Origin of the sequence: Vibrio pelagius (assembly GCF_024347575.1) — a bacterium.
Classification (GTDB): domain Bacteria; phylum Pseudomonadota; class Gammaproteobacteria; order Enterobacterales; family Vibrionaceae; genus Vibrio; species Vibrio pelagius.
Map to the genome: position 1 here is coordinate 1,765,122 of NZ_AP025503.1, position 23,851 is coordinate 1,788,972.

Annotated in this window: 23 protein-coding genes, 2 tRNA genes and 1 pseudogene; 8 read left to right on the forward strand and 18 right to left on the reverse strand. The window is 43.0% G+C overall.

The features are described from left to right. The first annotated feature begins 26 nt into the window (after nt 1-26). Nucleotides 27-1,115, forward strand: coding sequence for a phosphotransferase (locus tag vsple_RS07540; RefSeq protein WP_261881617.1), 1,089 nt, complete (start codon nt 27-29; stop codon nt 1,113-1,115). A gap of 1,538 nt (nt 1,116-2,653) precedes the next feature. Here the strand turns inward: vsple_RS07540 and vsple_RS07545 are convergent. The 9 genes from vsple_RS07545 to vsple_RS07585 all read right to left on the reverse strand — a co-directional run bounded on the left by vsple_RS07545 (nt 2,654) and on the right by vsple_RS07585 (nt 9,293). Further along, nucleotides 2,654-3,889 carry a His-Xaa-Ser system-associated MauG-like protein gene (locus vsple_RS07545; RefSeq protein ID WP_261881618.1) on the reverse strand — a complete coding sequence of 412 codons (1,236 nt, stop codon included), beginning with the start codon at nt 3,887-3,889 and terminating at the stop codon, nt 2,654-2,656. Between the two features lie 2 nt (nt 3,890-3,891). Beyond that, nucleotides 3,892-4,248 carry a TIGR03982 family His-Xaa-Ser system protein gene (locus vsple_RS07550; RefSeq protein ID WP_261881619.1) on the reverse strand — a complete coding sequence of 119 codons (357 nt, stop codon included), beginning with the start codon at nt 4,246-4,248 and terminating at the stop codon, nt 3,892-3,894. Continuing rightward, entirely contained in the window at nt 4,245-4,778 is a 534-nt protein-coding gene (gene hxsA, locus vsple_RS07555) for a His-Xaa-Ser repeat protein HxsA (RefSeq protein ID WP_261881620.1), read from the reverse strand. Before hxsA ends, vsple_RS07550 begins: the two co-directional genes overlap by 4 nt. After that, nucleotides 4,775-5,893 carry a His-Xaa-Ser system radical SAM maturase HxsC gene (gene hxsC / locus vsple_RS07560; RefSeq protein ID WP_261881621.1) on the reverse strand — a complete coding sequence of 373 codons (1,119 nt, stop codon included), beginning with the start codon at nt 5,891-5,893 and terminating at the stop codon, nt 4,775-4,777. The genes hxsA and hxsC overlap by 4 nt, the downstream gene beginning before the upstream one ends. After that, nucleotides 5,886-7,283, reverse strand: coding sequence for a His-Xaa-Ser system radical SAM maturase HxsB (hxsB, locus tag vsple_RS07565; RefSeq protein ID WP_261881622.1), 1,398 nt, complete (start codon nt 7,281-7,283; stop codon nt 5,886-5,888). Before hxsB ends, hxsC begins: the two co-directional genes overlap by 8 nt. Next, a complete protein-coding gene (hxsD, locus tag vsple_RS07570; RefSeq protein WP_261881623.1) occupies nt 7,280-7,555 on the reverse strand; it encodes a His-Xaa-Ser system protein HxsD in 276 nt (91 codons plus the stop codon). Before hxsD ends, hxsB begins: the two co-directional genes overlap by 4 nt. Before the next feature lie 734 nt (nt 7,556-8,289). Next, nucleotides 8,290-8,366 (reverse strand) — tRNA-Val (locus tag vsple_RS07575). A 36-nt stretch (nt 8,367-8,402) separates the two neighbouring features. Beyond that, nucleotides 8,403-8,479, reverse strand: a tRNA-Val gene (locus vsple_RS07580). Between the two features lie 151 nt (nt 8,480-8,630). Then, entirely contained in the window at nt 8,631-9,293 is a 663-nt protein-coding gene (locus tag vsple_RS07585; RefSeq protein WP_255230645.1) for a DUF2726 domain-containing protein, read from the reverse strand. Nucleotides 9,294-9,565: 272 nt separating this feature from the next. Here vsple_RS07585 and vsple_RS07590 point away from each other — a divergent pair, with 272 nt between their 5' ends. Continuing rightward, nucleotides 9,566-10,672, forward strand: a complete 1,107-nt coding sequence (locus vsple_RS07590) for a M20/M25/M40 family metallo-hydrolase (protein ID WP_255230644.1) — start codon at nt 9,566-9,568, stop codon at nt 10,670-10,672. A 96-nt stretch (nt 10,673-10,768) separates the two neighbouring features. Here the strand turns inward: vsple_RS07590 and vsple_RS07595 are convergent, their stop codons facing one another. Together vsple_RS07595 and vsple_RS07600 are read right to left on the reverse strand one after the other, a co-directional pair. Continuing rightward, nucleotides 10,769-11,191, reverse strand: a complete 423-nt coding sequence (locus vsple_RS07595; protein WP_239842003.1) for a DUF3859 domain-containing protein — start codon at nt 11,189-11,191, stop codon at nt 10,769-10,771. Nucleotides 11,192-11,281: 90 nt separating this feature from the next. Next, on the reverse strand, nt 11,282-11,650 hold the full coding sequence (locus vsple_RS07600) for an ATP-binding protein (protein ID WP_261881624.1): 369 nt from the start codon (nt 11,648-11,650) through the stop codon (nt 11,282-11,284). A gap of 283 nt (nt 11,651-11,933) precedes the next feature. Here vsple_RS07600 and metA point away from each other — a divergent pair, with 283 nt between their 5' ends. Continuing rightward, a complete protein-coding gene (gene metA / locus vsple_RS07605) occupies nt 11,934-12,875 on the forward strand; it encodes a homoserine O-acetyltransferase MetA (protein ID WP_255230641.1) in 942 nt (313 codons plus the stop codon). A gap of 176 nt (nt 12,876-13,051) precedes the next feature. Next, nucleotides 13,052-13,786 (forward strand): type IV pilus biogenesis/stability protein PilW, encoded by a 735-nt coding sequence (gene pilW, locus vsple_RS07610; RefSeq protein WP_261881625.1) that lies wholly within the window; start codon nt 13,052-13,054, stop codon nt 13,784-13,786. 109 nt (nt 13,787-13,895) lie between these two features. Here the strand turns inward: pilW and rlmF are convergent. Together rlmF and vsple_RS07620 are read right to left on the reverse strand one after the other, a co-directional pair. After that, nucleotides 13,896-15,056: pseudogene (gene rlmF, locus vsple_RS07615) on the reverse strand (23S rRNA (adenine(1618)-N(6))-methyltransferase RlmF); the annotation flags it as partial. Between the two features lie 6 nt (nt 15,057-15,062). Next, nucleotides 15,063-15,560, reverse strand: a complete 498-nt coding sequence (locus vsple_RS07620; RefSeq protein ID WP_255230639.1) for a YgjP-like metallopeptidase domain-containing protein — start codon at nt 15,558-15,560, stop codon at nt 15,063-15,065. Between the two features lie 127 nt (nt 15,561-15,687). Between vsple_RS07620 and vsple_RS07625 the strand changes: the two genes are divergently transcribed. Continuing rightward, the gene (locus vsple_RS07625) at nt 15,688-15,924 is read left to right on the forward strand and encodes a glutaredoxin family protein (protein ID WP_032549688.1); all 237 of its coding nucleotides are present in this window, start codon (nt 15,688-15,690) and stop codon (nt 15,922-15,924) included. 466 nt (nt 15,925-16,390) lie between these two features. On the opposite strand, the gene vsple_RS07630 is transcribed toward vsple_RS07625, so the two are convergent. Continuing rightward, nucleotides 16,391-17,263, reverse strand: coding sequence for a LysR family transcriptional regulator (locus tag vsple_RS07630; protein ID WP_261881626.1), 873 nt, complete (start codon nt 17,261-17,263; stop codon nt 16,391-16,393). A gap of 109 nt (nt 17,264-17,372) precedes the next feature. Here vsple_RS07630 and vsple_RS07635 point away from each other — a divergent pair, with 109 nt between their 5' ends. The 3 genes from vsple_RS07635 (at nt 17,373) to vsple_RS07645 (ending at nt 20,063) form a co-directional block, all read left to right on the forward strand. Further along, entirely contained in the window at nt 17,373-18,578 is a 1,206-nt protein-coding gene (locus vsple_RS07635; protein WP_261881627.1) for an MFS transporter, read from the forward strand. 110 nt (nt 18,579-18,688) lie between these two features. Beyond that, entirely contained in the window at nt 18,689-19,261 is a 573-nt protein-coding gene (locus tag vsple_RS07640; RefSeq protein WP_261881628.1) for a DUF1415 domain-containing protein, read from the forward strand. A gap of 226 nt (nt 19,262-19,487) precedes the next feature. Continuing rightward, nucleotides 19,488-20,063, forward strand: a complete 576-nt coding sequence (locus tag vsple_RS07645) for a nucleoside triphosphate pyrophosphohydrolase family protein (protein ID WP_255230635.1) — start codon at nt 19,488-19,490, stop codon at nt 20,061-20,063. A gap of 112 nt (nt 20,064-20,175) precedes the next feature. On the opposite strand, the gene vsple_RS07650 is transcribed toward vsple_RS07645, so the two are convergent. The 4 genes from vsple_RS07650 to vsple_RS07665 form a co-directional block, all read right to left on the reverse strand. Beyond that, nucleotides 20,176-20,670, reverse strand: coding sequence for a GNAT family N-acetyltransferase (locus vsple_RS07650; RefSeq protein ID WP_261881629.1), 495 nt, complete (start codon nt 20,668-20,670; stop codon nt 20,176-20,178). 241 nt (nt 20,671-20,911) lie between these two features. Then, nucleotides 20,912-21,670, reverse strand: coding sequence for a vitamin B12 ABC transporter ATP-binding protein BtuD (gene btuD / locus vsple_RS07655; protein WP_261881630.1), 759 nt, complete (start codon nt 21,668-21,670; stop codon nt 20,912-20,914). Beyond that, on the reverse strand, nt 21,657-22,652 hold the full coding sequence (gene btuC, locus vsple_RS07660) for a vitamin B12 ABC transporter permease BtuC (RefSeq protein ID WP_261881631.1): 996 nt from the start codon (nt 22,650-22,652) through the stop codon (nt 21,657-21,659). Before btuC ends, btuD begins: the two co-directional genes overlap by 14 nt. Before the next feature lie 118 nt (nt 22,653-22,770). Continuing rightward, entirely contained in the window at nt 22,771-23,799 is a 1,029-nt protein-coding gene (locus tag vsple_RS07665; protein WP_261881632.1) for a succinylglutamate desuccinylase, read from the reverse strand. Nucleotides 23,800-23,851 lie beyond the last annotated feature (52 nt).

Below are 23,851 nucleotides of genomic sequence, written 5' to 3' on the forward strand. Positions count from 1 at the left end.
TCCCCGTTTTGGAAAAGGATATTTACATGAACACTAGGCAAAAGCAACAAACGGAGTTCGAAGCAAGTGGGGCCAACATCGAAGTAGGAACTCCTGAAAACTGTCCTCTAGCTCCTTCAGTCTTAACAAGCATTACCGAAACTTCAGCTTATGTCACAAAATCAATAGATTCAGGCCTGACCGCTGAAGTTTATCAACTCACCGTTAATGGTAAAAAATATACTTTAAAGAAAAAGAGAGCTTCGGCACTCGTTTCTAACTTGGATGGCAAATTCTCATTTTTGAATGAAGTTCAACGTAGAGCTGATTTTTACAAATTAAAATCCACCCACAATGATGGTGAAGTCTTACCCAACATTGTAGATACGACTTACGCTAACTATCGATTGGGTATAATACTATCCCCGTGGATCGAAGGTGAGCCGCTAGAAAATTTAAACAAAGATATTTTTAAGCAAATACTAGAAACCACATCGCTATGTGAGCAATACGGGCTAATGGAATGGGACCTTTGCGAAGGTAACATTTTGATTAATAAAGACGGTAAAGTTTTTCTATTCGACTTTGGTTATATGTATCCTTTTAACCCTCTAGTCGATATAAATAGTAATGGTACGTCTGACCCCATTTTTCATAGCGTTGAACGATTCGAAACCCGATTTTTCTTTGGATGGCTCTTAGGTAGAGATAATCTAAGTGAAGATGAAAAAATAGCTTTGTTTGCCGACCTAAAATCTGTAGCGATAGATGTCTTTAACAAAAAAATCTCATGGTTGAATGCAAATAATGCCTCACCTGAGGTTATTCAACACTTTCAAAATATTGTCAATAAATGGTCTCAAGCTTTGAAAAGCAGTAACGCATTAAAGAAGCTATATAGAGCTGAATCATTCAGGTCCCATGTTCTAGATATAGAAGACGACTTGCATGGAAAAAGTTGTACAAAAAAAACCTTAGCAAGAATTGATCATGTTTTGGACTCAATAGCCAATCACTACGAGTTCTTGAATTCAAACAACTGTCTTTTTTACGAAAACACCGGTAAGTCTCAGCAGAACCTACTCGAAACATACCAAAATAAGTATAAGCTTGCACAACAGCATTTGATTATCTAGCTATACAAGCTTTAAAAACTAGATTTGTATGTAAACATAATCAACAGTTAATCGTTAGTTGTGTACATGTAATCTGGAGTCATCCCGTCAAGGGCAACATCAAATTATGATTCATAGACATCCTTTTTGACGCTCTGGATGTCTATAGACAGAGAAACGCTACAAAAGCCTCAGTGGGTAAATGTTTATAGTCTAATGAGGCTTAATTTTCGTTGTTCACACTTACTTCTTAAATGTAAAGTAAGCGCGTCATACCCCCATTATAATCGTCGCAATTTTTGAAGCTATCTGGCCTAAAAGGTCTACACGCATAAATAAACCACCTAAATCACCAAACCCTATCAAACAAAAAATGCTAAAGGTTAGCCGTCATTCTTAATTATTTTTAGGCGACTTAAACAACCATAGCTAAAAAGCTCTCTAATGCGAACAAAGGACTTACCAGTCTCTACAGCGCGACGTAGAAACCATAATCACTAATGTAAAGCCCCCTAGCCCATCAAGCTTTTTTCTGAAACCTTTGATTAAAAGAACGTCGCTCTGCGGCATCAATAGGTTTACTGGCCCACTTAGCTTCTAAAAGATAAGTTTCATCTGACATTTCAAAACTGCCATCGATATGTTGCCCATCAACCGAAATGAAGATCTACCGCCCACATCATTGTCATAAAATATTTTTCGAATACACAGCCTCTAGCTTGCGACTCCAAGCTATTAAGAGTAACTAGCTTGTTTAGATTTCACCAGCTACGTAACTCGTTATATTTGACAAGCTTGTTCTCTTTGTTTTTTGGTTAACATTTACAGAGGCCTTTTCTCCTACCTTTTCAATCAACAGATAGAACACAGATTTTACCATATCCACTGTATCTTCGTGACCTGAAAGATAACGTATAGCCTCATGGTATCCCATAATGCGAGCAATATTTTTACAACGTCATTGGTATTTGTTTGTCGTAAATGGCTTTACTGCCACCATCTACGACATAGTTGGGATTGTCGACATTAATACCTAGTTTCTGAATAAAGCATTCTAAGAATGTTCGATTTGAAAAATCAAGGACATATCCAGCCCCCATCTCTAATATTTCATCAAGTAACTTAACATCAACTGACTTTAGTTTTTTTGCACTTCCCTACTGATGACTCTGTAGAAAATTTGATTATATCGATGTATCAAATGCTTATTAGACGGTTAAAAGCCACGGTTCCAACCTCCTGTAACGCATTCTTTCTCTTAGATCTTCACCTTTAAGAAAGGCTTAGTACTCGAATGAGATGTTAGATTGCTCTGTGAGTGAGAATTTCTGGATGTGCTGAATTCGAATAACTTTTAGCATGGCAAACGCACATTAACGAGGTGTGAATCGTTAAAAGCACTAACTAGAAATGAGGCAATTTCGAGCTTGAGAATGCCACAACTTCAGATTGTGACGTATTGGGAAACACCCGCTAACAATCACCTTTACATTGTGGAATTAAGAGTTAGAAGCTCTTATCATTTACACTAGGCAAGTAACCCCTATCACAACCTAGCTCTACAACACATCCAGAAATGCCAGCAACTGACTAAGCTCACTTTCATCCACTCTAATCCAGCGTAGCATGTCACTGCGTCGGTCCAGCGATTCATTATTATCGAAAATCATTTGATCGGAGACTGTCGGATCCCGATAGTAGAAAATGGGACTGATATGATGCTTAACCACCCCTTTCAATGTAGGAAAAATACCATTATGTCCATATGGAGCCGTTTTAGATACCGCTACCAATGAAGGCGTTCTAAACGCATATCTATCACTGTTGTCCAGAGTCACCAGTGCTCGACCAAAATCTTGTCCAAACATGTGGGGGCCTTGATTTCCCTGAGGAACACCAATTGAATGAAACGACATATCACTCATTAAGTCCCCAGAATGACAAGAAGCACAACGCGCCTTACCATAAAAAAGTATGGCACCGCGTTTTTGCACTTCTGACAATGCAGACGTATCGCCATTTATGTATTGTTCCCAAGCTGAAGGCGTACACTCCTCACTGACCTTCTGCCTTATGAAACTTGCCAATGCATTACCAACCAAAGGTAACGTCAGGTCTGCCTGAGGTATGTTGGCAGATTCCATTGCGGCCAGCAGCATTCGAACATCAGGATCATTTTTTTCGAGTAGCCTTTCTTGAATGAAGGTATTTTGAGCAGGCACCTTGTCAGCATAGTATTGTGACTCAACGAGGTCGACATGGCGATTGGTGTTGAATAGTTTACTGGTGCCGAGAAACTCGTCACGAGCCAACAGTGGTAAAACTGCCGCAACAGCGAGCGCAGAATCAAAGCCCAACGAGCTCCCCTCGCCAACGGGTGAAAAAATCTTTCCGTCAATAGCTTGAACCTTACCATCCCAAAAGAACGTATTGAATCGGCTATCACCCCGAGCAAAAAGAGTAAAAGCGTTACGCGGCACAACTGCGCCATCACTAGCTAACCTCTCCTCACCTTCACCTATCCCTCCAACACCAATCGCTAAAGGTAGTCCATCAGTGAGTGCCTTGTTATCAAGATGGCAATTAGCACAAGCAGTGTCCTTATCCCCACTCAACACAGGGCGTTCAAAAACCACTTTGCCCACATCTGCCAAATACGAAGGTTCTTTCACCAACGGCTTTGAACAAACATTCCCTTCAAGCTCAAACGCTTGAATAGCCACCCTTAATGTCTCATCCAGAGACATGGCGCTAACCTGGAATGACGCAAACATAACAAGAAGCCAGGCTTTCACATTTACCTCTCCCTAAACCTATGTTGCTCTATCAATGGTTCAATAGAGCGTTGGTGCAGCTCTATTGCCTCCAGTCCAAGGTAACCAAGTACAGACTCTGGTACTCGCATTGCAAGCATGATCTTCCGAGTTTTGTCATATTCGTGGCACGCCAATAAATGTACTTTTGCTGTTTGGTTCAATGTGTTTGATTCCAATTGCTCAATATACCAAGTCTCATCCATCGCCAGAGAACACTCAGCGGTTTGCTCCATAAACTGATTTTTATAATAGAAGTATGCAAACACGGGTGAAACCACATAGATTCCTATCCAGGCGATACAACACAGTGAAATAATGAAGTAAAAAAAACGCTTCATCGCGCAATAATCCCTAGTGAATTCAATGTCACCGTATCAAGGGTTTGCGAAACAGGTATATTGTTGTCCACTCGATAGGCATTTAATGCTTTACGAGTTTGCTTGCCCATAATCCCATCGATGATTCCCTTGTAGTAACCACTTGTATAGAGTGCGAACTGAACTCGGATGATAAGATCCTTACGTTTTTCTAACTCCTCTACTGTAGATATTGGTGGTTTGGTTGCAGGCGCTGTATAACTCGGGGTAGAAGGTTGTGTAAGGGGTTGGGATTTTTGCTTTTTAACTGGGGCACTATAGGTCGACCCCGCGGACGACCGATGAGAACTATGACTTCTGTGGCTACTGTGGCTCCGATGCGCTGCGATGTATAGAGGAATAGCCTCATTTAGAGGCGCTAACACCACCTTGTCGAGTAACAATTCATCTTTAACATCGTGCTCCTCCGACGCTGCAGTGCCTGCGTCGGCACCTGAGTTTAAAGCGAAGAAACCTGGTAGTAAGGCCGCTAGATTGAAATTCCTTTTCATATTATTCTCCTTGGTAATGCATGATACTTTCCACGAGACGATGAGAAATAACCTCCACAACTGTCTTTTAACTGACAATCCGAACACTCACTAGGATAGTAGTTCTTCCAGTCTGATATAGATTTGACAGCGTAGGATCTGATTGACGAAGGTAAATGACAAAGTGGAAAATTAAACAGCGTCGGATTTAACCCGGCAATTTCAGCAGTCAACAGGCCCTTTATCAGGGCGTCTTCATAGTCTTCTGGAGCACACTCTAGCGCTGACCAGTTTCTTTTAGCCCAACCAGTCGCTTCCAAGTTCATTATCGACAACTGTACAACACCAGAAAAAACACGAGCAATGTATTCGGCGACTTGTGGTAACTCACTAGCGTTGTGTTGAGTCGGAATGAAGCGCACTTCCATCTTAATGCCTGAGTTTCCAGCATTGATCATCCCAACGACCGTTTGTGAAAACGCACCATCTCTTCCAACTAAATGATCATGAGTTCGGCCTCTCACCGAATAGAGAGGAATACCAAAGGTGATATCGAGGCGACTAGCCATCAAAGCCAGCTGTCCAGTAAATTCTAAATCTGAAAATGCCCGCCCATTGGTCAGGACATGTAAACGAGTGTTGGGAGCATGGTCTGAGACAAACTCCAGAAATTTGATAAAAGCATCACCGTACAATAGTGGCTCCCCACCACTAATACCGACATCACCATCAAACCCAAATGCGGCTAGAGCGAGCGCTCCGTATGACAACAACCAGTCATCCCTTTCCTCTCGTGGAGGTTGCGAACAAAATAAGCAAAGGTTATTGCAGCGCTCGGTTACAAGCAGTGTGTTGTGATTGGCTCTTCGCGACAAAATAACCCGCAACTGTCCAAACTGGTTTATGTTAACCACATCGCCATCATCTACAGAATTATGTAATGTCGCATGAGTGATAACACCAACAAAATCGTCACTAGCAGAATTCGGGGGCGCTTGTTGCTCCTTTGCAAGGAAGACCTGTTCTAAGTAACGACTGTCGCTCGTTCCTTTATCTTTGCGGATTTGATAAAACCCTGGGGTCGAAAATCCGTCTTCTTCCAACGAGAATGTATCGGGTCGAATGACGTTACTCATGTAACCACTCCTTAAGCATCTCACCAATGCCGTCTTCTGCGTATAGATGCTTAAGAATTAATGTGAACATTGCTTTGTGATACTGACAAAATCGAGAAAGGCTCTTATCGCCAAGTGGCTCTCCAAAAACACTAATGTTTTGACAAGGGTCTGAGCCACAAAACGGTTGGTATGCACAGGAGGCACATCCCGGATGAACAGAAATAAAAGACTGAGACAATATTGATTTGTACAGACTGTTTGACTCGATGACTGGCTCTTGAATGGTTCCAAGTGAAAAATCGATATCGGGGTTGGTCTTTTGAAGCATCCGAGCCTCATCGCTTCCATATATACGACCATCATAATTGAACATGATACAGTTTAGGATTAGGCCGCTCGGGGATTTTAGGTCTGCGTATCCACTGTAATCCGCATTAAATATTCTTCTAAGGTGAATCAATGCAGAATGTTCGATGATTCTTTCCCCCGCGAGTCGCTTTCGGTTTAAGACCTTCAAGAGTTGTTCATAAAAAGCCATGAACGCCTTAATATCGTACGTCTTTGCATTCCCTTTATTGGCAAAACCGTAAGGGCTTATCGGGCGAACAAACATGTCGGAAAATCCAAGATCACTATGCGCATCGACGATATCTTCAGGCTTTTGCAACAACGCCTCGGTTACGGTGGTAACGGTAGCAACTCTATCCGGACCTAACCTACGTCTAATTTTTTCAACGCCTTGTTTCACCAGTTCAAAGGAATTTCCACCCTTTAATACTCGATTGGAGTTATGTGTGAACGCCCCTCCATCGAGTGAAGTTGAGAAATTAATAGGTTTGTCTTCACTCCATGTCAAAACGTCATCGCTCAGTAGAGAAAGGCTCGTTGCAATTACTATCTCAAACTGGTCGACACCCAGGTTAGAAACCGCCTCCTGATAGATCTTTTGAACGAGATCAAACCTTAAAAGAGGCTCGCCCCCCTGAATTTCCAGCTTGTATGGAGCATTTCCGAGGGAACGGATTCTTTGGAGCAAAAGGGGAATCAAGTCTGGATCTAGATCGTAGTTACTTGCTTTGACAGAGGCTCGGCTCACCTGGCAATAATGGCATGTGTGATCACATCTTAGCGTTGGCACAATCATAAATATGGGATTGAAGTTGAGCGCCGACATTAAGCGTTTTGACATACCCGAAGCGAGAGAGCCAACCGAAGCAGATTTGTATTCGTCATCACAAATAAAGAGCTTTCTTTCAAGCAACTCATCGATAACAGCATCATCGGTGGAGTTTTTATCTATCAGCGAATTGAGTTCCATTCTGTTCAAGTACGCATGAAACCCGGCCAGATTCGTTAATAACGCAATATCAGAGTCAAGAAACTCGAAGTTAAAAGGCAATACGTTCATTTCAATAGCTTCTTCTCAACGGAGCTAAGAACAGCTGCGGATATCCCTTCCAAATAACTACTGGTTTTCTCTGATAGTTTTTCTCGAAGAAGATAGTCATTCAACAGACGTTCGAATTCCAGAATGACACCCTCATCTTGGGAAAAAAAATGAACGGTCCACAGTATGTCTTCATCTGTCAGCTTCCAGGTAGTTATAGGAGACATCCAATACAAAGCCTGCCGGACAACCAACTCTGAGAAACTACTTTTTTCTAATTGATGAACTAACATGCACACACCTATTAATTGGATGAGTTCCCACAAAAGACACGTTAAGTGTGTCGCTAAAGGAGAGCATAACAACTATGTAAAGTGTAAATATACCACCATACGCATACTGGTGATTATGATAAGAGTCGCATTTGAGAAGGTTGTTGGCTATTTAGTTTTGAGGCATAAGTGCATTGGTTTAAGATAATAATTGCAGTGCTTTATGTGAGAAAAGCAACAACTCTCTACTCATTACCTTACTTCGCCACGGTTTAGATATCTGATTTAAAGTCATCCCCTAGCCTTAAGTTCTAAAGATAGCTCCCAAGATGAAGGTCAAAAACACTGTCAACAAAACGCTTGTCGACATTAAGAGCCGCCAATGTTCTGAGCTTATCACCCCATCGAATGAAAACGTATGTCTTTCTGATCCCTTCCTTGACATTCCTCATATCCCCTATCCTGTACTTACAACATGTTAATCATTAAAAAATAGGTCAATCTGTCGACGAGACTTTACTGATGGTCTCGGCTCAAAATCATTTTGGGCACAAATGGGCACAACCGTGCCCAGTCGCGCCCTACAGTATAGGATTCACCAACTAGCCAATGAATAAAGCATACCTATTTATTCATTTTTGTATATTGACACAAAGGGCTTAGCAGAGAAGGTCCTGCTTGTTGGCAGTAGATAGAAATCATTAAACTCAAGAAACAACAAAGCCCCGCATAATGCGAGGCTTTGTCTTTAAATTTGGTGGATCCGGGCGAACTCGAATCGCCGACCCCCGCCATGTCAAGGCGGTACTCTAACCAACTGAGCTACGGATCCAAAATGTTGTTCGTTGCATTATTATGCAGTAAGGGATGGTGGGTCCGGGCGAACTCGAATCGCCGACCCCTACCATGTCAAGGTAGTACTCTAACCAACTGAGCTACGGACCCATTCCTTAAGAACGAGAGAGATATTAGCGACACAGCCGAAATGGTGCAAGTAGAAATTTACTTTAAATCAACCGTTTGCTCTATATATCGACAAAGCGTCTTTTTTTTAGACTCTACGAGCTCGTTTTATTGAGTTGGGTCACTAAAATTTCTACTCTTCATCACTTTCGAAAACGACGTTGTAGTTTTCAGTGTAGGTGCAATTGGGTTGGCGGCTACATGTAAAGAAGCGACGACCTTTGTGCTCGCCTTGACTTGCAAGCTTGATGATCATCGGTGAACCACACTTTTTACAAAAGCGAACTTCTTTAGAAGGCTCAATCAAATCAATGTGCGCAGCCAGTAACCTCTTCAAACGGCTTACTTGATAACTGTGCTTAATTGACGCACCGATCAAAGGTAAATTCGCCGATTTACACACGTGAATCAGCAACTTTTCACGGTCTACTTTGCCCTTATTCAGTTCCTTACCGTTATCAAGTTCAATAATGACTCGCGGTTCTAACGTCCTTGGGTCGCAGACAACAAAATCGAAATAGCTACGAGATATCTTATTGTTGGCAATAAACCAATTCTTTTTAGAGTTTGACTTAGCTGGGGTTAACACGCTAGTCATGCTAACTTTGGCGAAGACAGCGCCGTGATTACCAACTGCAGATTTCAAAGCGTTATAAAAAGCGGCTTGCTGCATGTTCAGTAGCGCACCTCTCTTTTGGTAAGCATGATCCTTTGTATCATCATGTTTAACCACATATTTTTGTATGAAGTAAAAGAACACAACCAGAAGAATTACAACAATAAAAATATTCGTCATTTTGCCATTGCTTAACTATGAACTAGAAACGTTAGCGTATGTATAAAAACCTTCGTAGGCAAGTAAAAGCCTCAAAGATATCACTATATAGCTAGCCACATACGTCGGTTCAGCAACAATTGTCGTTCAGATTTTGGGAAATTTAGACGATTCAGAGCATTTTCTTGATTTAACTCAGACAATGGCGCGTCAAGTTGGCGTTATATTGAATTTCCTGTTCCTACAGACCACTATTTCGCAAGAAAAAGTGATCATCATAGTGAGAGTTAAAAATGACTAAAGTTAATGAGCAACGTCTGGTTGAGCACTTTTGCGATCTAGTAAAAATTGACAGCGAATCACGTAACGAAAAAGCGATAGCAGAGGCACTAGCAGAGCAATTAGGTGAGCTTGGTTTCACCGTTCACAAACTGCCTGTACCAGAAGAAGTCTCGAACGGTTTCAATATCTACGCACGCCTAGAGGGTTCACTGGAAGGTAGCACTGTATTTAGCTGTCATATGGATACCGTAACGCCGGGAATTGGTATCGAGCCGATTATCGAAGACGGCATCATTCGTTCCAAAGGCAATACCATCTTAGGTGGTGACGACAAATCAGGCATCGCTGCGATCATGGAAGCAGTACGTTGTATTAAGGCCGAAGGTCTCGAGCACCAAACTATTGAGATTGCGTTTACCGTTTATGAAGAAGGTGGCCTGTTTGGTTCGTTGAACTTTGATATGTCTTTCATCCAATCAGACAACGCTATTGTACTGGATACTGGCGGCCCTATCGGTACTATCGTTAATGCTGCACCAGGCCAGCAAAAAATTGTGGCTAAAATCAAAGGTCGTCCTGCCCACGCAGGTCTAGCACCAGAAGAAGGCATTAGTGCGATTCAAGTTGCGGCTGACGCTATCACTAAGATGAACTTGCTGCGTATCGATGAAGAGACCACAGCTAACGTAGGTATTGTTGAGGGCGGACAAGCGACGAACATCGTAATGCCTGAACTAAAAGTTGTTGCTGAAGCACGCTCATTGAATGGTGATAAATTGACTAACCAAGTCAACCACATGATCTCGACTTTTGAAGAGAGTGCTAGGCAGTTTGGTGCTGAAGTGGAAATCGAATCAACTCGCGCATACGACGCCTTTGTTATTGCCGATGATCACCCGCACATCCTGTCAATTAAATCAGCATTCGAAAAGTTAGGCGTTACTGCTGCAACCAAAGGTACTGGTGGTGGTAGTGATGCAAACAACTTTAACGCGAAAGGTTTAACCACCGTTAATCTGTCAACAGGTATGGCGAAAGTACATACAACTGAAGAGTACATCGCAGTTAAAGATATGGTTGCAATCACTGAGTTTGTTGTTACCTACGTAACACAGTAGCCCAGAATTGTTTAAAGGACCGAAAAGTCGGAAAAGCCAAGCGTTACAGCTTGGCTTTGTTGTTTCAATGGAGCTTCGCGAATCTACAGCAATAGCTTAGAACCCTCGCCTTTTCCAAAATTGACCTTCATCTTTCGCAACTAAATCAAAGGTCTTGTCAGCTATCACTCTCCCCTTAAGCTCGACGGTCATTCTCCATTTACCAATCTTATTGTCGATAGGCGCCCAAATCGTATCACCGAGATAAAAGTCCCAGTCATTGCTTCCGACATACTCTTCACCATCGAATGGCTCAAGCACTTCTCCTTTGTCGGTGGTGATATTGGGGTGATAGATGCAGTATCGGATCTTTTCACCTTTGGCCTTTTTGATGTTGATGATATACCCAAACTCTACATCGATTTCTGCTTCGACTCGATGAGTGAACTCCTGAATCTTAGGTAGATCTTTAGATTTTGAATCCCAAGTCGAGTAGATACCATAGGAAGTCATATCCACGACAACAGAACGTTTTGCCATTGTTCAATTAACCTTTAACTGTTTTCTTCATTTGTCTTCATACAAAAAGACACTTTGGGTCATCGAGTTCGTTCGATGGTAAAGATTTTATTACTCTTGCCAATCTTTCTTCATGCGTGCAACCACTGACTCAGGCACTTCGTGGATATTGCCATACTGTTCACGGCACACCTCAATAACCAGTTCAGCACCATGTTTGCGTGCCATGTTTCGATACGCTTTCATCTCCCATCGCTTAACGAACGTGTTCGAAACCACCACATCGAGCCCTTGTTTTAGGGCATCCTCCGCACGTTTTTGGCACCACTCGTGTGCTTTGGGTAGTAAAGCCGGATCAAAGCAGTAATCACCATCACGACTTACAAAGTACATATCGGCTTCTACATGGAAGGCATCAAGAGATTTTGCTTTTGTCGACTTACCCGAACCAGGTAAGCCTCGAATTAAGATAAGTTTCAAACTTTTGCTCAACGGCTATCAAAATAATAGAAAACAGGATGTTAACGCATCTGAGTTCAGAATCATAAACCTAGATCACCAAGAATCGGTTCGCGCAGAAAAGGCACCCTTGGTGCATTCACCTGCTCCAACATAGTTTCCGTCGCTACATAGGTGAAGTGAATACTTAGCAAGCTCAATAACGAAATATATACAAAGGTGCGTTTTGTATGTCGACAAGCGTCACAATATATTATAGATTTAGAAGTATAGACGTCTAAATATCTAGCTTAGGGAGAAAGCTGTGCCTATTCGCATTCCAGACCAATTGCCAGCGAGCGATGTACTTCGTCAAGAAAACATCTTTGTTATGCCGCTATCAAGAGCATCGACACAGGAAATTCGTCCACTTCGAGTCTTGATCCTCAACCTAATGCCAAAGAAGATTGAAACCGAAACTCAATTTTTACGCCTACTTTCGAATAGCCCACTGCAAGTGGATGTAGAGCTCTTGCGCATTGACGACAGGCCAAGCAAAAACACACCGACTGAACACCTTGATAACTTTTATCGTCAATTTGAGATGGTAAAAAATCGTAACTTTGATGGACTGATCATCACAGGCGCACCACTAGGTTTGGTTCAGTTTGAAGATGTGATCTACTGGGACCACCTAAAAACCATCATGGAGTGGGCTAATAAACACGTAACCTCGACCCTTTATGTTTGTTGGGCGGCGCAGGCAGGTTTAAAACTGCTTTATGATTTACCAAAACGAACTCGCAAAGAGAAGCTATCTGGAGTTTATCACCATGAAATTCATAACCCCTATCACCCGATACTACGAGGCTTTGACGACACCTTCTTAGCACCACATTCTCGTTATGCAGACTTCTCACCAGAATACTTATCAGACCATACGGATCTCGATATTCTGGCGACATCTGACATCGCAGGTGTCTACTTAGCGGCCACCAAAGACAAGCGAAATGTGTTCGTTACTGGGCATCCAGAATACGACGCTCATACACTTCACAATGAATACGTTAGAGACCTTGGCGAAGGGATGGAGCCGGTTATTCCGATCAACTACTATCCTAACAACAACCCGGATAACAAGCCTATTGCGAGCTGGCGCAGTCACGGACACCTTCTATTTTCAAACTGGCTAAACTATTGCGTTTATCAACAAACGCCATACGATCTGGATCATTTCAGCGAAGAAAACTTCACCAAAGACGACTGATTTATCTTGGCTGTGTTTTCATACTGGCACATTGATTCGAGCCGTTTGTCACCACTCTATTTTTAGTCAGTAACAAACGGCCTTTTTATGGTGAGTGGATCGCATTACCTCGCCTTTTTACCAATCAGCGGCTCGAGTTCTCCTATGATGTTTTAGTATTTAAAAGGAGCCTTTCAATGCCTTCACTCAAGCTAGCTAACCTATCCTCTTTCCTAGTTTTATTTGCGCTTACCGGCTGTGTATCAGTGACCGAAGGTGAGTCAAAAAAAGTTGAAGCCAATCCAATCGCAATGTCCGAGTCTAGAATCGCTCTTGGCCTAGGTTACATGGAACAAGAGAATATGGTTAGAGCACGAGAGAATCTCGAACTGGCAATTCAACATGCTCCGAGCTATTACCGCGCTCGTCTCTCGATGGCGCATTACTATGAAAAAGTAGGCGAAGTCGATGAAGCAATGAAAGAATATAAGAGCGCACTGCGACTGGATTCGAACAACGGTAACGTTCTTAACAACTACGGTACTTTTCTGTGTAAACAAGGTAACTACGACCAAGCCGACCGCTACTTCAATAAAGCCATTGACCAGCCTTTCTATTATCTGGTTTCGGCAAGCTATGAGAACGCAGGGTTTTGCGCGCTAAAGTCAGGTGATAGGGAACAGGCCAAATACTACTTCACTCGCGCTCTTGACCATGAGCCCAACCGCATCAAGTCGACGCTCCAACTAGCAAAAATTGAGGTGTCACAACGAGAGTTTCGAGATGCAAGATTACGCTTGTTTAAGTTCCACCAGCGTTATGGATATCAAATCCCCTCTTTGCAGATCTTAGTGGAGCTGGAATCAAAAGCAGGTAACCACGCGTTGCGTGATAAATACCAATCGATGCTTGATGAGATGAAAGTTTCCTAAAAAGCGATATCTATTAAAAAGCCGATGATTGAGTCTCATCAACCATCGGCTTTAATCCTTCAATCAGCTACAGCTAAAACATAACCTACTATTCAATGAGTTCAGCGAGTTACTTCAGTGAAATCCAAGTCTGACGCTGCGGCTTATCCATAAAGCTCCAGGCGACAAAACGACTGATTTTTTGTCCTTGCGCCATCTCAACAACTTTAACCTCTTTCGCATTAAGCTTAGCCAGTTGATCCTTTAATACGGAGACGTTTTCTTTCTTAGAAATCAAAGTGGTGAACCATAGAACTTGCATAGCAAACTCCAAGCTCTCCTTGGCTAAACCAGTGACGAATTTAGCTTCACCGCCAGGACACCATAGCTCCGCTTTTTGACCGCCAAAGTTAAGATCCGGTTTACTTTGCTTATTCGCCATTGCACTCGGACGCGAAACCTTTTTATCGAATTTGCCCTGCTTTTTTGCACGATTCGCTGCAAGGTTATCTAATTTTCGCTGAGTCCCTTTCTGTGCTTCTTCTAGAGAACTGTGGAATGGTGGGTTACACGTTGTGACATCGTAACGTTCATTATCCTTAATGATCCCTTTAAAGAAGGCAGCCGAATCGTGTTGTAATCGACAATGAATCTTATCTTTCAAGTTGCGGTTACTTTCAGCAATGAAGTTTGCCGCTTTCACTGAGACAGGGTCCACGTCACTTGCGTTGTAACGCCACCCGTACTCAGTCGTTCCAATGATTGGGTAGATACAGTTTGCTCCTACGCCAATATCAAGGGCTTTAACCTTGTCATGTGAATACGGCTTACCCTGACTCTCACTATTAAGTAGGTCGGCAACTCGATGAATGTAATCAGCTCGCCCCGGGATCGGTGGACACAAGTACCCCGCAGGAATATCCCAGTGTTGAACACCATAGTGGTGGGCTAGCAAAGCTTTATTTAATAACTTTACAGAGAGTGGATCAGAAAAGTTAATCGTTGAATCACCAACAGGATTTTTCACCAAGTGGTCTTGTAGTTCAGGCAGAGCTTTCACCAAAGCACTAAAGTCATACCGCCCTCGGTGTTGATTTCGTGGATGCAAGCCGCTTTTGACCTGTGGTTTCTTTACCGTAGTTTGACCAGATCTCTTTATAACTTTGCTTTGCTTGCTAGACGTAGAGCCTTTCTTTGACGAAACAGGCTTTTGCCCCTTAGACATCTTAGCTGATGTATTTTTTCTATCATTTCGACTTTTCGAGGCAAAATTGCGTTTAGATTTTTGATTCATCATTTATTTCTTTAGGTCTAAATAGATCATAAACAGACGAGCATCCAATTCTAACTGGTGATACTCAGGCTCCATATGACAACATAGCTGATAAAAGGCTTTATCGTGCTCTTTCTCTTTGATATGAGCGAGTTCATGAATCACGAGCATTCTTAAAAGTGGCTCTGGTGCATTCTTAAACACGCTGGCGATACGAATTTCGTTCTTAGATTTGATTTTACCGCCATGGTTCTTAGCCACATATGAATGCAGACCCAATGCGTTGTTGATGAGGTGGATTTTACTGTCGTACACCACTTTACTGATTGGTGGCGTTTTCTTCATGTAACGGTTTTTGATCGCTATCGCATAATCAAACAGCGCTTTCTCGCTCTTGATGGTATGGTTTTCCGGATAGCGCGACTCGAACCATTTCACCAATCGACCGGACTCAACCATTTGAGTCACAGGATCAATAATGTGTTGCGGGTAACCTTGAATGTAACGTAGTGATGGATGCATTAAGCTACACCTTAAATGAGCTCTTAAGAGAGGGCACAAACCAAAGCGGTATAGTGTAACTGATCACACTTTTCTAATCACCTTAGATTCGATACACTTTGCTTAGAACCATTAAGAGAGAACCGAAATGAAACGTGTTGTATTGTACGTAGCGGATAAATGTCCTCATTGCAAAGATGCTCAACGCTACCTAGATTCAAAGAACATCACCTACCGCCTGACCAACGCAAAAATGCAGCGTGGCCGCAAAGAGCTACAAGCAATGGGTGCTCGCTCAATACCAGTACTTAAAATTGGTGATCAAATTATGGTGGGATGGAATCAGAAAAACTTCGACAAGATGTATAACGCCAACTACAACTAATACTCAGTCGGTCTAAATTACGCTATAAATTAAGCCCGTATAATGCGGGTTTATTTATACCCGTAACAAAAATAAATATAAAAATGGTACGATGAAATCAACCTTTAATTTTAAAGACAGCATTACATTTAACGCATTTGTATTTCGCTTTGATCCCCAGAATTTTATCAAATAAATTTCTGTGTACTCTTACAACTTGCTGTTCTTTACATTTACATTTCATAATATCAGAATGGGAAACCGTCAATAATCTGAATTATACGTAACCATTATTTAAAGTAAAATTAATTTACATTTAATCGTAAAAAATCAAGAGTTACTCGATAAAATCGCGAGTATTGACCACACTAATAATGTGACCTTTAGCCAATAATACTCAGAAAGACAGAGTTTTATGATCATTACTCTCAAGACACTCACTTTTGTAAAGTGGCGATAGCGACTATTTATTGACGCTCACCATCTCCTAAACATACTGCTTAACGAATTCAATGAATGTTCTATCTGCTTTCGATAAATATCCTTCTTTTCGCCAAGCTAACGATAAATTGAGCTTGACTGGTTCACTAAATGGAATACCCACAACATCCGATTCATACTCTGTCACCAAACTTAATAAAGCGGTTATTGCAAATTCCTGTTTTACAATTGACAGAATCATAGGTAATAGATTCGTTTCAAAGGCAATACTCATGTCAAGATTATGCTTAACACACATTTGGTCTATAAAATCCCGATGAAAGTATCCCGATTTAAACATGATCAAGTCTTGCTCAAAGAACTGCTCAAAGGTCAGGCTTTTTTGTGTCGCGAATGGGTGATCTTTACCGACAACAGCCAACATTTCTGAAGCTAGCAGGTGGTCTGTTTCTAAATCTTCGGGCACCTTCTCATGATTTATCACACCGATATCGAGATCGCCATTAAGGAGCATTTCTCTAATTGATGCAGTACCAGCATCTATCAGAGTGATCTTGAGGTTTGGGTACCGGCTTTTAAACGCCATAACGACTCTTGGAAAAAAGTAGCTTCCCATCATGCTTGGAGCACCTAACCGCACCTCCCCTTTTTCCAAGCCCTTGAGCTCATTCATCGCTAGTTGCGCATCTTCAAACTGCTGTCCGATGCGTTTGGCGTGCTCATAAAGCACCTTCCCTTCCTCCGTTAAACTCACCTTCTTATCCCCGCGTCGGAATAGCGTGAGTTCAAGGGCTTGTTCAAGCTTTTTTATCGAAATACTTAGGGCAGGTTGTGCAATGTGAAGCGACTTGGCGGCTTGCGTAAAGTTGCCAGAATCGGCAACCGCTAAGAAGTGACGGAGTGATTTGGATTCAAGCATGGTGATATAAAAAATATATTGAGGTTATATGTTTAATATATTTCTTTTATCCTTGATGAGTTGTTACTTTGTTCACAAGTCAGTAAATAAATAACACAAGGCTCACTTCATGTTTGACGCAGGCACGCCACAATACAAAAACATCACCCGTTCATTGGCGATTGGCTCGTTTATTATTTTTTGTAACCTCTATGTGTTTCAACCCATTCTTCCGCATATGGCTGAAGTATTTTCAGTTAGCGAGACCCAAGTAAACTGGTTGTTTGCGGCTACCACATTGGGTTTATCACTCAGCCTCGTCCCGTGGGCAATCGCATCTGAGAGCTTTGGCCGGAAACCTATCATTCTCCTGAGTTTGTTTTTAATCCCGCTTGTTGGCACTTCCATGCTATTTACATCCACTCTGTGGCAACTGGTTGCGGCTCGAGCAATCATGGGAGTTGCGGTTGCTGCCTTTGCTGGCGTTGCCGTTGCGTACATGGTTGAAGAGCTAACACCAAAAGCATTCGCCATCGCTATTGGCGGTTACATCGCAGCCAACTCTTTAGGAGGGATTTTTGGTCGTGTTTTAGGTGGACTCATTACTGATTACTTTGATTGGCATGCTGCCGTTATATTCTTTGTTGTAGGTTCCTTTATCGGTGCTGTTTACATCTCTTGGAAGCTGCCTAACCAACATGGATTTAAACCACAGAAAGGGCTGTTCTTTCACCACAACCGCGCGGTGATCACCCACCTTAAAAACCCTACACTTTGGACAGCAATGCTAATTGGTGGTGCTAACTTTGCCCTATTCGTCAACTTATATTCTGTAATGGGCTTTAGGCTTGTTGCGGCTCCTCACTCACTTGCGGTCAGCTTAGCATCACTGATCTTTCTGTGTTATTTAGCAGGCACCTTTAGCTCTAAATTTTCCAGCCGCTGGACACAAAAGTTTGACCCACTCAAAGGAATTGCCCTTGGTGTAAGTATCAGTTTACTTGGTATGCTTGTTTCAGCGCTCGAACAGATTCCGTTCATGATTGTAGGTTTACTGCTGATAAGTTTTGGCGCTTTCTTTGCCCATACGCTGGCTTACGCTTGGGTGAGTCAAAAGGCGACAAAGGCAAAAGCGACGGCAACCGCACTTTACCTCGTTCACTACTATATTGGTGGTAGTCTAGGCGGATTCTTGCTGCTGTATTGCTGGCAACATTTTGGTTGGAACGGTGTTATGGCGGGAGGTTCGTTGTTATACGGCTTGATCTTCATCTGGCTCTATCAACTGCACCATCATCGCGCAACCAAACCTGCGATGACTCAAGCTCAAGCCTGACAAGCACTCCATTGAGCATTTGAAACAGCGGATTATCTCGGTAACCGCAAATTAGGGTTTTGATTACGACCGATTTTGTTATGCTACGCAAAAATTATTCGGAGCAAGTCATGTCAAACCCACCCTCGAACGATCTTCAGGTTATTCACGACCAAGTTCAACAATGGCTAAATGATGTTGTAATTGGACTAAACCTATGTCCTTTTGCAGCCAAACCACAGCGTAACAAGCAGATTAAGATCTTCGTTAGTGAAGCAACAACTGAAGAGATGTTGTTGGAAGACATTATGGCGCACTTTGTGGAACTCGATAACACGTCGCCTCAGGAGCTGGAGACAACGCTGGTTGTTGTTCCAAACATGCTTCAAGATTTCTTTGACTACAACATGTTTATCGATTGGATCGAGGCGCTTATTAAGCAGCAAGATTGGGAAGGCATCTACCAAGTGGCGACGTTTCACCCTGATTACTGCTTCGGTGGCGCAGATCCAGAAGACGATGAGAACCTGACCAACCGTTCACCTTATCCTGTTTATCACTTGATTCGCGAAGAGAGCATGGAAAAAGTGCTGAAGCACTACCCGAACCCAGAAGCGATTCCAGATACCAATATCGCTCGTGTGGAATCTTTGACGCCCGAAGAACGACGCAAACTCTTCCCTTATTTGTTTGGTGCTAGCTAGTACAAACTTTCTGTGAAGTCATCCTATATGGGCAGGCCAAAAATTGTGTCCCGCCCATTTTTTTAGAGAGATACAGACACTCATCAGCGATCAATCTCAATCACAGACCAATCTCAATCACAGACGTTGGCACAAAGAATTCATTTCCGACCGCTTATCTTGTGAATAGCGCCAAACTTCGAGCTTTGCTAAAATGCTCACCTACCAAAGACAAATGGATAGGAATATGACCCTTTCTCAACTAAACCAAACCATCTTCGATCACCTGTACCGCGACATCAAAGAGTTCCGTAGCACTTTTGATCTTCCTGTTGCTGCACCAGAAACTATGGACGACAAAGGTGACACTCTTCACACCTCTTTAGCGATCGAAGAGCTGACTGAACTTGCAGAAGCCGATTCAAAAATTGAGCAAGCCGACGCAATTGTCGACAGCGTCTATGTGCTGATGGGGCGTTTAGTCCACATGGGGCAAGACAAAGTTGAAGACAACTTAGCGATCAGCTACCTAATTGACTTGTTGCTTAATGTTGCGAAGAATCGCGCTATCGACTTCCTACCATGCTGGGACGAAGTACACTCAAGCAACATGAGCAAAGTGTGCCGCAACGAGAAAGAGTACGCAGAAACTGAAGCGTTCTACGCCAAGCAAAACATCAAACTGATGGCTGTACAGAAAGGTGATTACATCATCGCGAAATGTGCAGAAGATTTCGTGTCAGAAGAGAAAACCATTCGCCAAGGAAAAGTGCTTAAGTCGGTTTACTACCGCCCAGCAGATCTTGCGCCGCTAACGGTTTAAAACCATCTTCTTATGCGGGAATTAAAAAGCTCCTCATACGTGGGATTAAAAAAGCGTCTCAAATTCTGAGGCGCTTTTTGTTGATTTCTACAGACCAAGGTGGCTGACTAAGTTAGCTTGGTTGGATTCTCGCCATGTGGTAAGCCGCCACATATTCGCCATCACGAAATGCAAACGCCGCAGACTCCCCTTCAATCTGAAAACCAAACTTCTTATAGAGGTTGATGGCCTGCTCGTTGTCTGTGTAAACCGTCAGTTCAAGACGCTTAATATTGATCCAGTTATCACAAAGGTCGACCGCAGTCTGCAATAACGCACTACCCACACCTTTGCCCGTAAAGCTATCTTTAACACCCATACCCAACGAGGCAACGTGTCGACGTCTTGGGTTAACACAAACCTCTAAACCAAGATTGCCAATCACTTCACCTTGATACAGCGCGACGTAAGAATAGACATGCTCTGGAACATGGGTGAGACGCTTCTCCCAGAGATCGAGCGAAGGGTGTGGGAGCTGTAAGGTACCGCGAAACGCGTTTGGGCACTCATAGATCTCTTTAACACTTCTGGCATCACTCGGTTCTGTGCGTCTTACTTGTATTTCCATTTCATTTCCTTCTTAGTTCATGTTGTTGTATCACTCTAATTCCTGTTCCTTTCACAGTAACAAAACAGCGTTAAATAACAACAGAGCAGAAAAAAATAATGAAATTAACAAGTTACATAGTAAAAGAAGCTAAATAATATTTCGACTTAAGGCGACAAGCCATTAGTGGTCAGGTTTAGCCCTCAATCGAGGCTCCGGGAAGACACGACTACACGTACCTAAGACTCAGGCTGTGAATCATTTATTCAAAAAGTAGATAGGTGGCGTCGTCTACCGTAATACTTTTAATTCGAGTATTAAAGACCTGCTCAAGCCGTTCTGGAACCATCACTTTTTCAGCTGAGCCAACGATTTGCAACACTCCTTTATCAAGCAGAAGTACTTGGTCGGCATGTCTTAAGGTACGATTCAAATCATGGTTCGCCATCAAGACTGAGATCCCCTGCTTAGCAACATGGTCTATCAGCTTGTAGAGTAAAGCTTCTTGACCGATGTCCAGCGGTGCAGCAGGTTCGTCCAAAATCAGTAACTTTGAATAGGGATTTAACGACGGCCAAATTTGCAGACACATACCCGCCAAACGCACACGTTGCCACTCCCCACCAGAAAGGGTCTGTATTGAACGGTGCAGCTTATCGCTTATCTCGAGCATCTCGCTAACCTCTGTCAGAACCTCTGACACGATTGCGCTGTTTAGATTGACTGAGCTTGGCAATGACAAAGCAAGAAACTGGAACACCTCAAGATTAAATGCTGGTCGCGCGCTCTGACTTAGATAAGCACGCTGTAGAGAGAGGTCTTGCAATGAAAAACTCGAGAGGGTTCTATCAGCCCACATCACTTCACCAGCATAACCCTCTCCAATACCGGAGATCGCCTCGAGCAAGGTACTCTTGCCGCTGCCGTTTGGCCCGATAACATGAGCAACCTGCCCCGGTTTCAGGTTGAATGAGAGTGGCAATAACCTTGAGCCTACGCTTAGACTTTTAATTTGAATCATGATTTTTCACCAACATCCAAATAAAGATTGGCGCGCCAATCGTGGTTGTCATAACACCCAGCGGCAGTTCAGCAGAATCCAGCAGTGTACGAGCGCAGATATCGGCAAACACCAACAGTGCTGCGCCTGATACCGCAGACAATGGCAGCAGATATCGGTTATCAGTACCGATTGCCAAGCGCAATAGATGTGGCACTACTAAGCCCACAAAGCTGATCACCCCTCCAAGAGCAACAGCACAACCGACAAGTATTGAGACGGCGAAAATCAAACGCCAACGCAGCGCTGGAACGTTAATCCCTAATTGAGCAGCGTGCACTTCCCCAATCATCAATTTATCAAGCTTGCTGCCCTGCAAACACAGCCAGGTGATGACGGGAATCATAACTAGAGTCAGTGTATGTTGATACCAAGCGACACCGCCTAAACTGCCCATCAGCCAGTACATCAATTGGCGAAGGCTTAGGTCATCACTAAAATAGAATGCCCAAGTGACCATCGCCCCAGACAAAATGCCGAGAGCAACGCCAATCAACAAGAGTTTTGCTGTGGTCAAACGCATCGCTCTCACCATGCCCACCAGCAGGAGTGTAAAACAGAGCGAGCCAATCACGGCTGCGATCATAAACAGTTCGGGCGTTGGAGCGAAGGGTAAGAAAAACAGAACAACGACCATTGCGAGGCTGGCGCCACCGGAAATTCCGAGTACACCGGGCTCGGCTAACACATTTCCTAACAAGACTTGTAAGCTTGCACCAGAGACAGCGAGCGCAGCCCCTATTGCAATCGCAGCAAGCAAGCGTGGAAGTCGTAAATCGACAAGTAACTTTTCTTCAAGTGGAGAGAGTGCATTCAACGGAGAGATAAAAAGGTCGCCGACCATTAAATAGAGGCCGCTAAGAACAATCAACGCTGTAAGCATTAGATAGATGGCACGAGTCCAGCGTCGCTGTTTTTGTTGAATAAGGTGTTGGAAATCCATATCAAGCTACTTTAACTAAGTTGGCGTAACCTTACCTGTATCCCCAAATAAACACAAGGTTCGCCATAACGTGCGAACCTTGTGATATCAATCGTTTGAGATGAATTACTGGTGTTGATTAATCGTAGACCAGTTGGCCATGATCAAATCGCGTTTCCACTTCACACACCATCAGCGCAGCACGTTGTCCAATAGCAATATTGCGATTGGGGAACACCACCGCTTCGTTCTCATTTTTAGCCATCAGCGGTTTATCACCGTCATGGCCAAACACTTCACCATGTTTAAATGCGGTGAAGTTCTCGACAGAATCCGAGAACATAAAATCAAAATCTTCATGCAGACGAACGATAGTACGGCTGACACGATAAGTAATGGTTTTCTTTGGAAGATGCTCTGGTTCTGTTTCAGCGATAAGATTGCGCATCGCCAAATCAAATGCCGTTAGCCTTTCAAGTTGGTTCTCACCAATGCGTGCAACCTGCCCAAGCTCCATAGTTAGTGCTTGTGCACCAAAGTTCTCCGCACTGTACCAGCTGAATGTACTGGTTGGAGAGTTCGAGAGTAACAAAGCCTCTACGTGCCCACTATTAATAAAATCAATGAGTTCTTTACTTCGAACGGGATGACGAACTTTAGGACTCACGGCAAATGAATAGTGCTTCGATAGACGAATTGCACAGTGAAGGTCTAAATGCCAGCGCGTCTCAGGTTGAGTATCTCTATAAAACTCAGTAACTAAGTGTTTTAATTGCTTCGCAATCTTGCTTTCGCGGTTTACTTCATACGCTTTATCGTCAAAAAGACGGTTCATGTTTACATCAAGAAAACGGGTATGAGCATTAGTCGCTTCTGGGTGAGCGATAATAAACAAACAGCGAGCTTTTACTGATTGGAAACCTGTTTCAATGTCTTCAATAATCTTATCAACCAATTCCATTGGTGCGGTTTCATCACCATGAACGCCGGTTGAAAAAATGATGTTCTTGGTCTGTTGATCGTAATCCGCTGGAATCACTTCAAAGACACCACGTTGATGAACTTTTAGCTGTACTCCATTACCTAGTACGGTTTGTCCTGCAAGCACTTCTTGTTCAAGATCTAGGCTGTCCAAAAGAAATGATTGGCGAAAGAGAGATTTCGTCATGCGCTACTCCTTAATTGCACGGCCGTATGTTAATAAATTGTACAAAGAAATT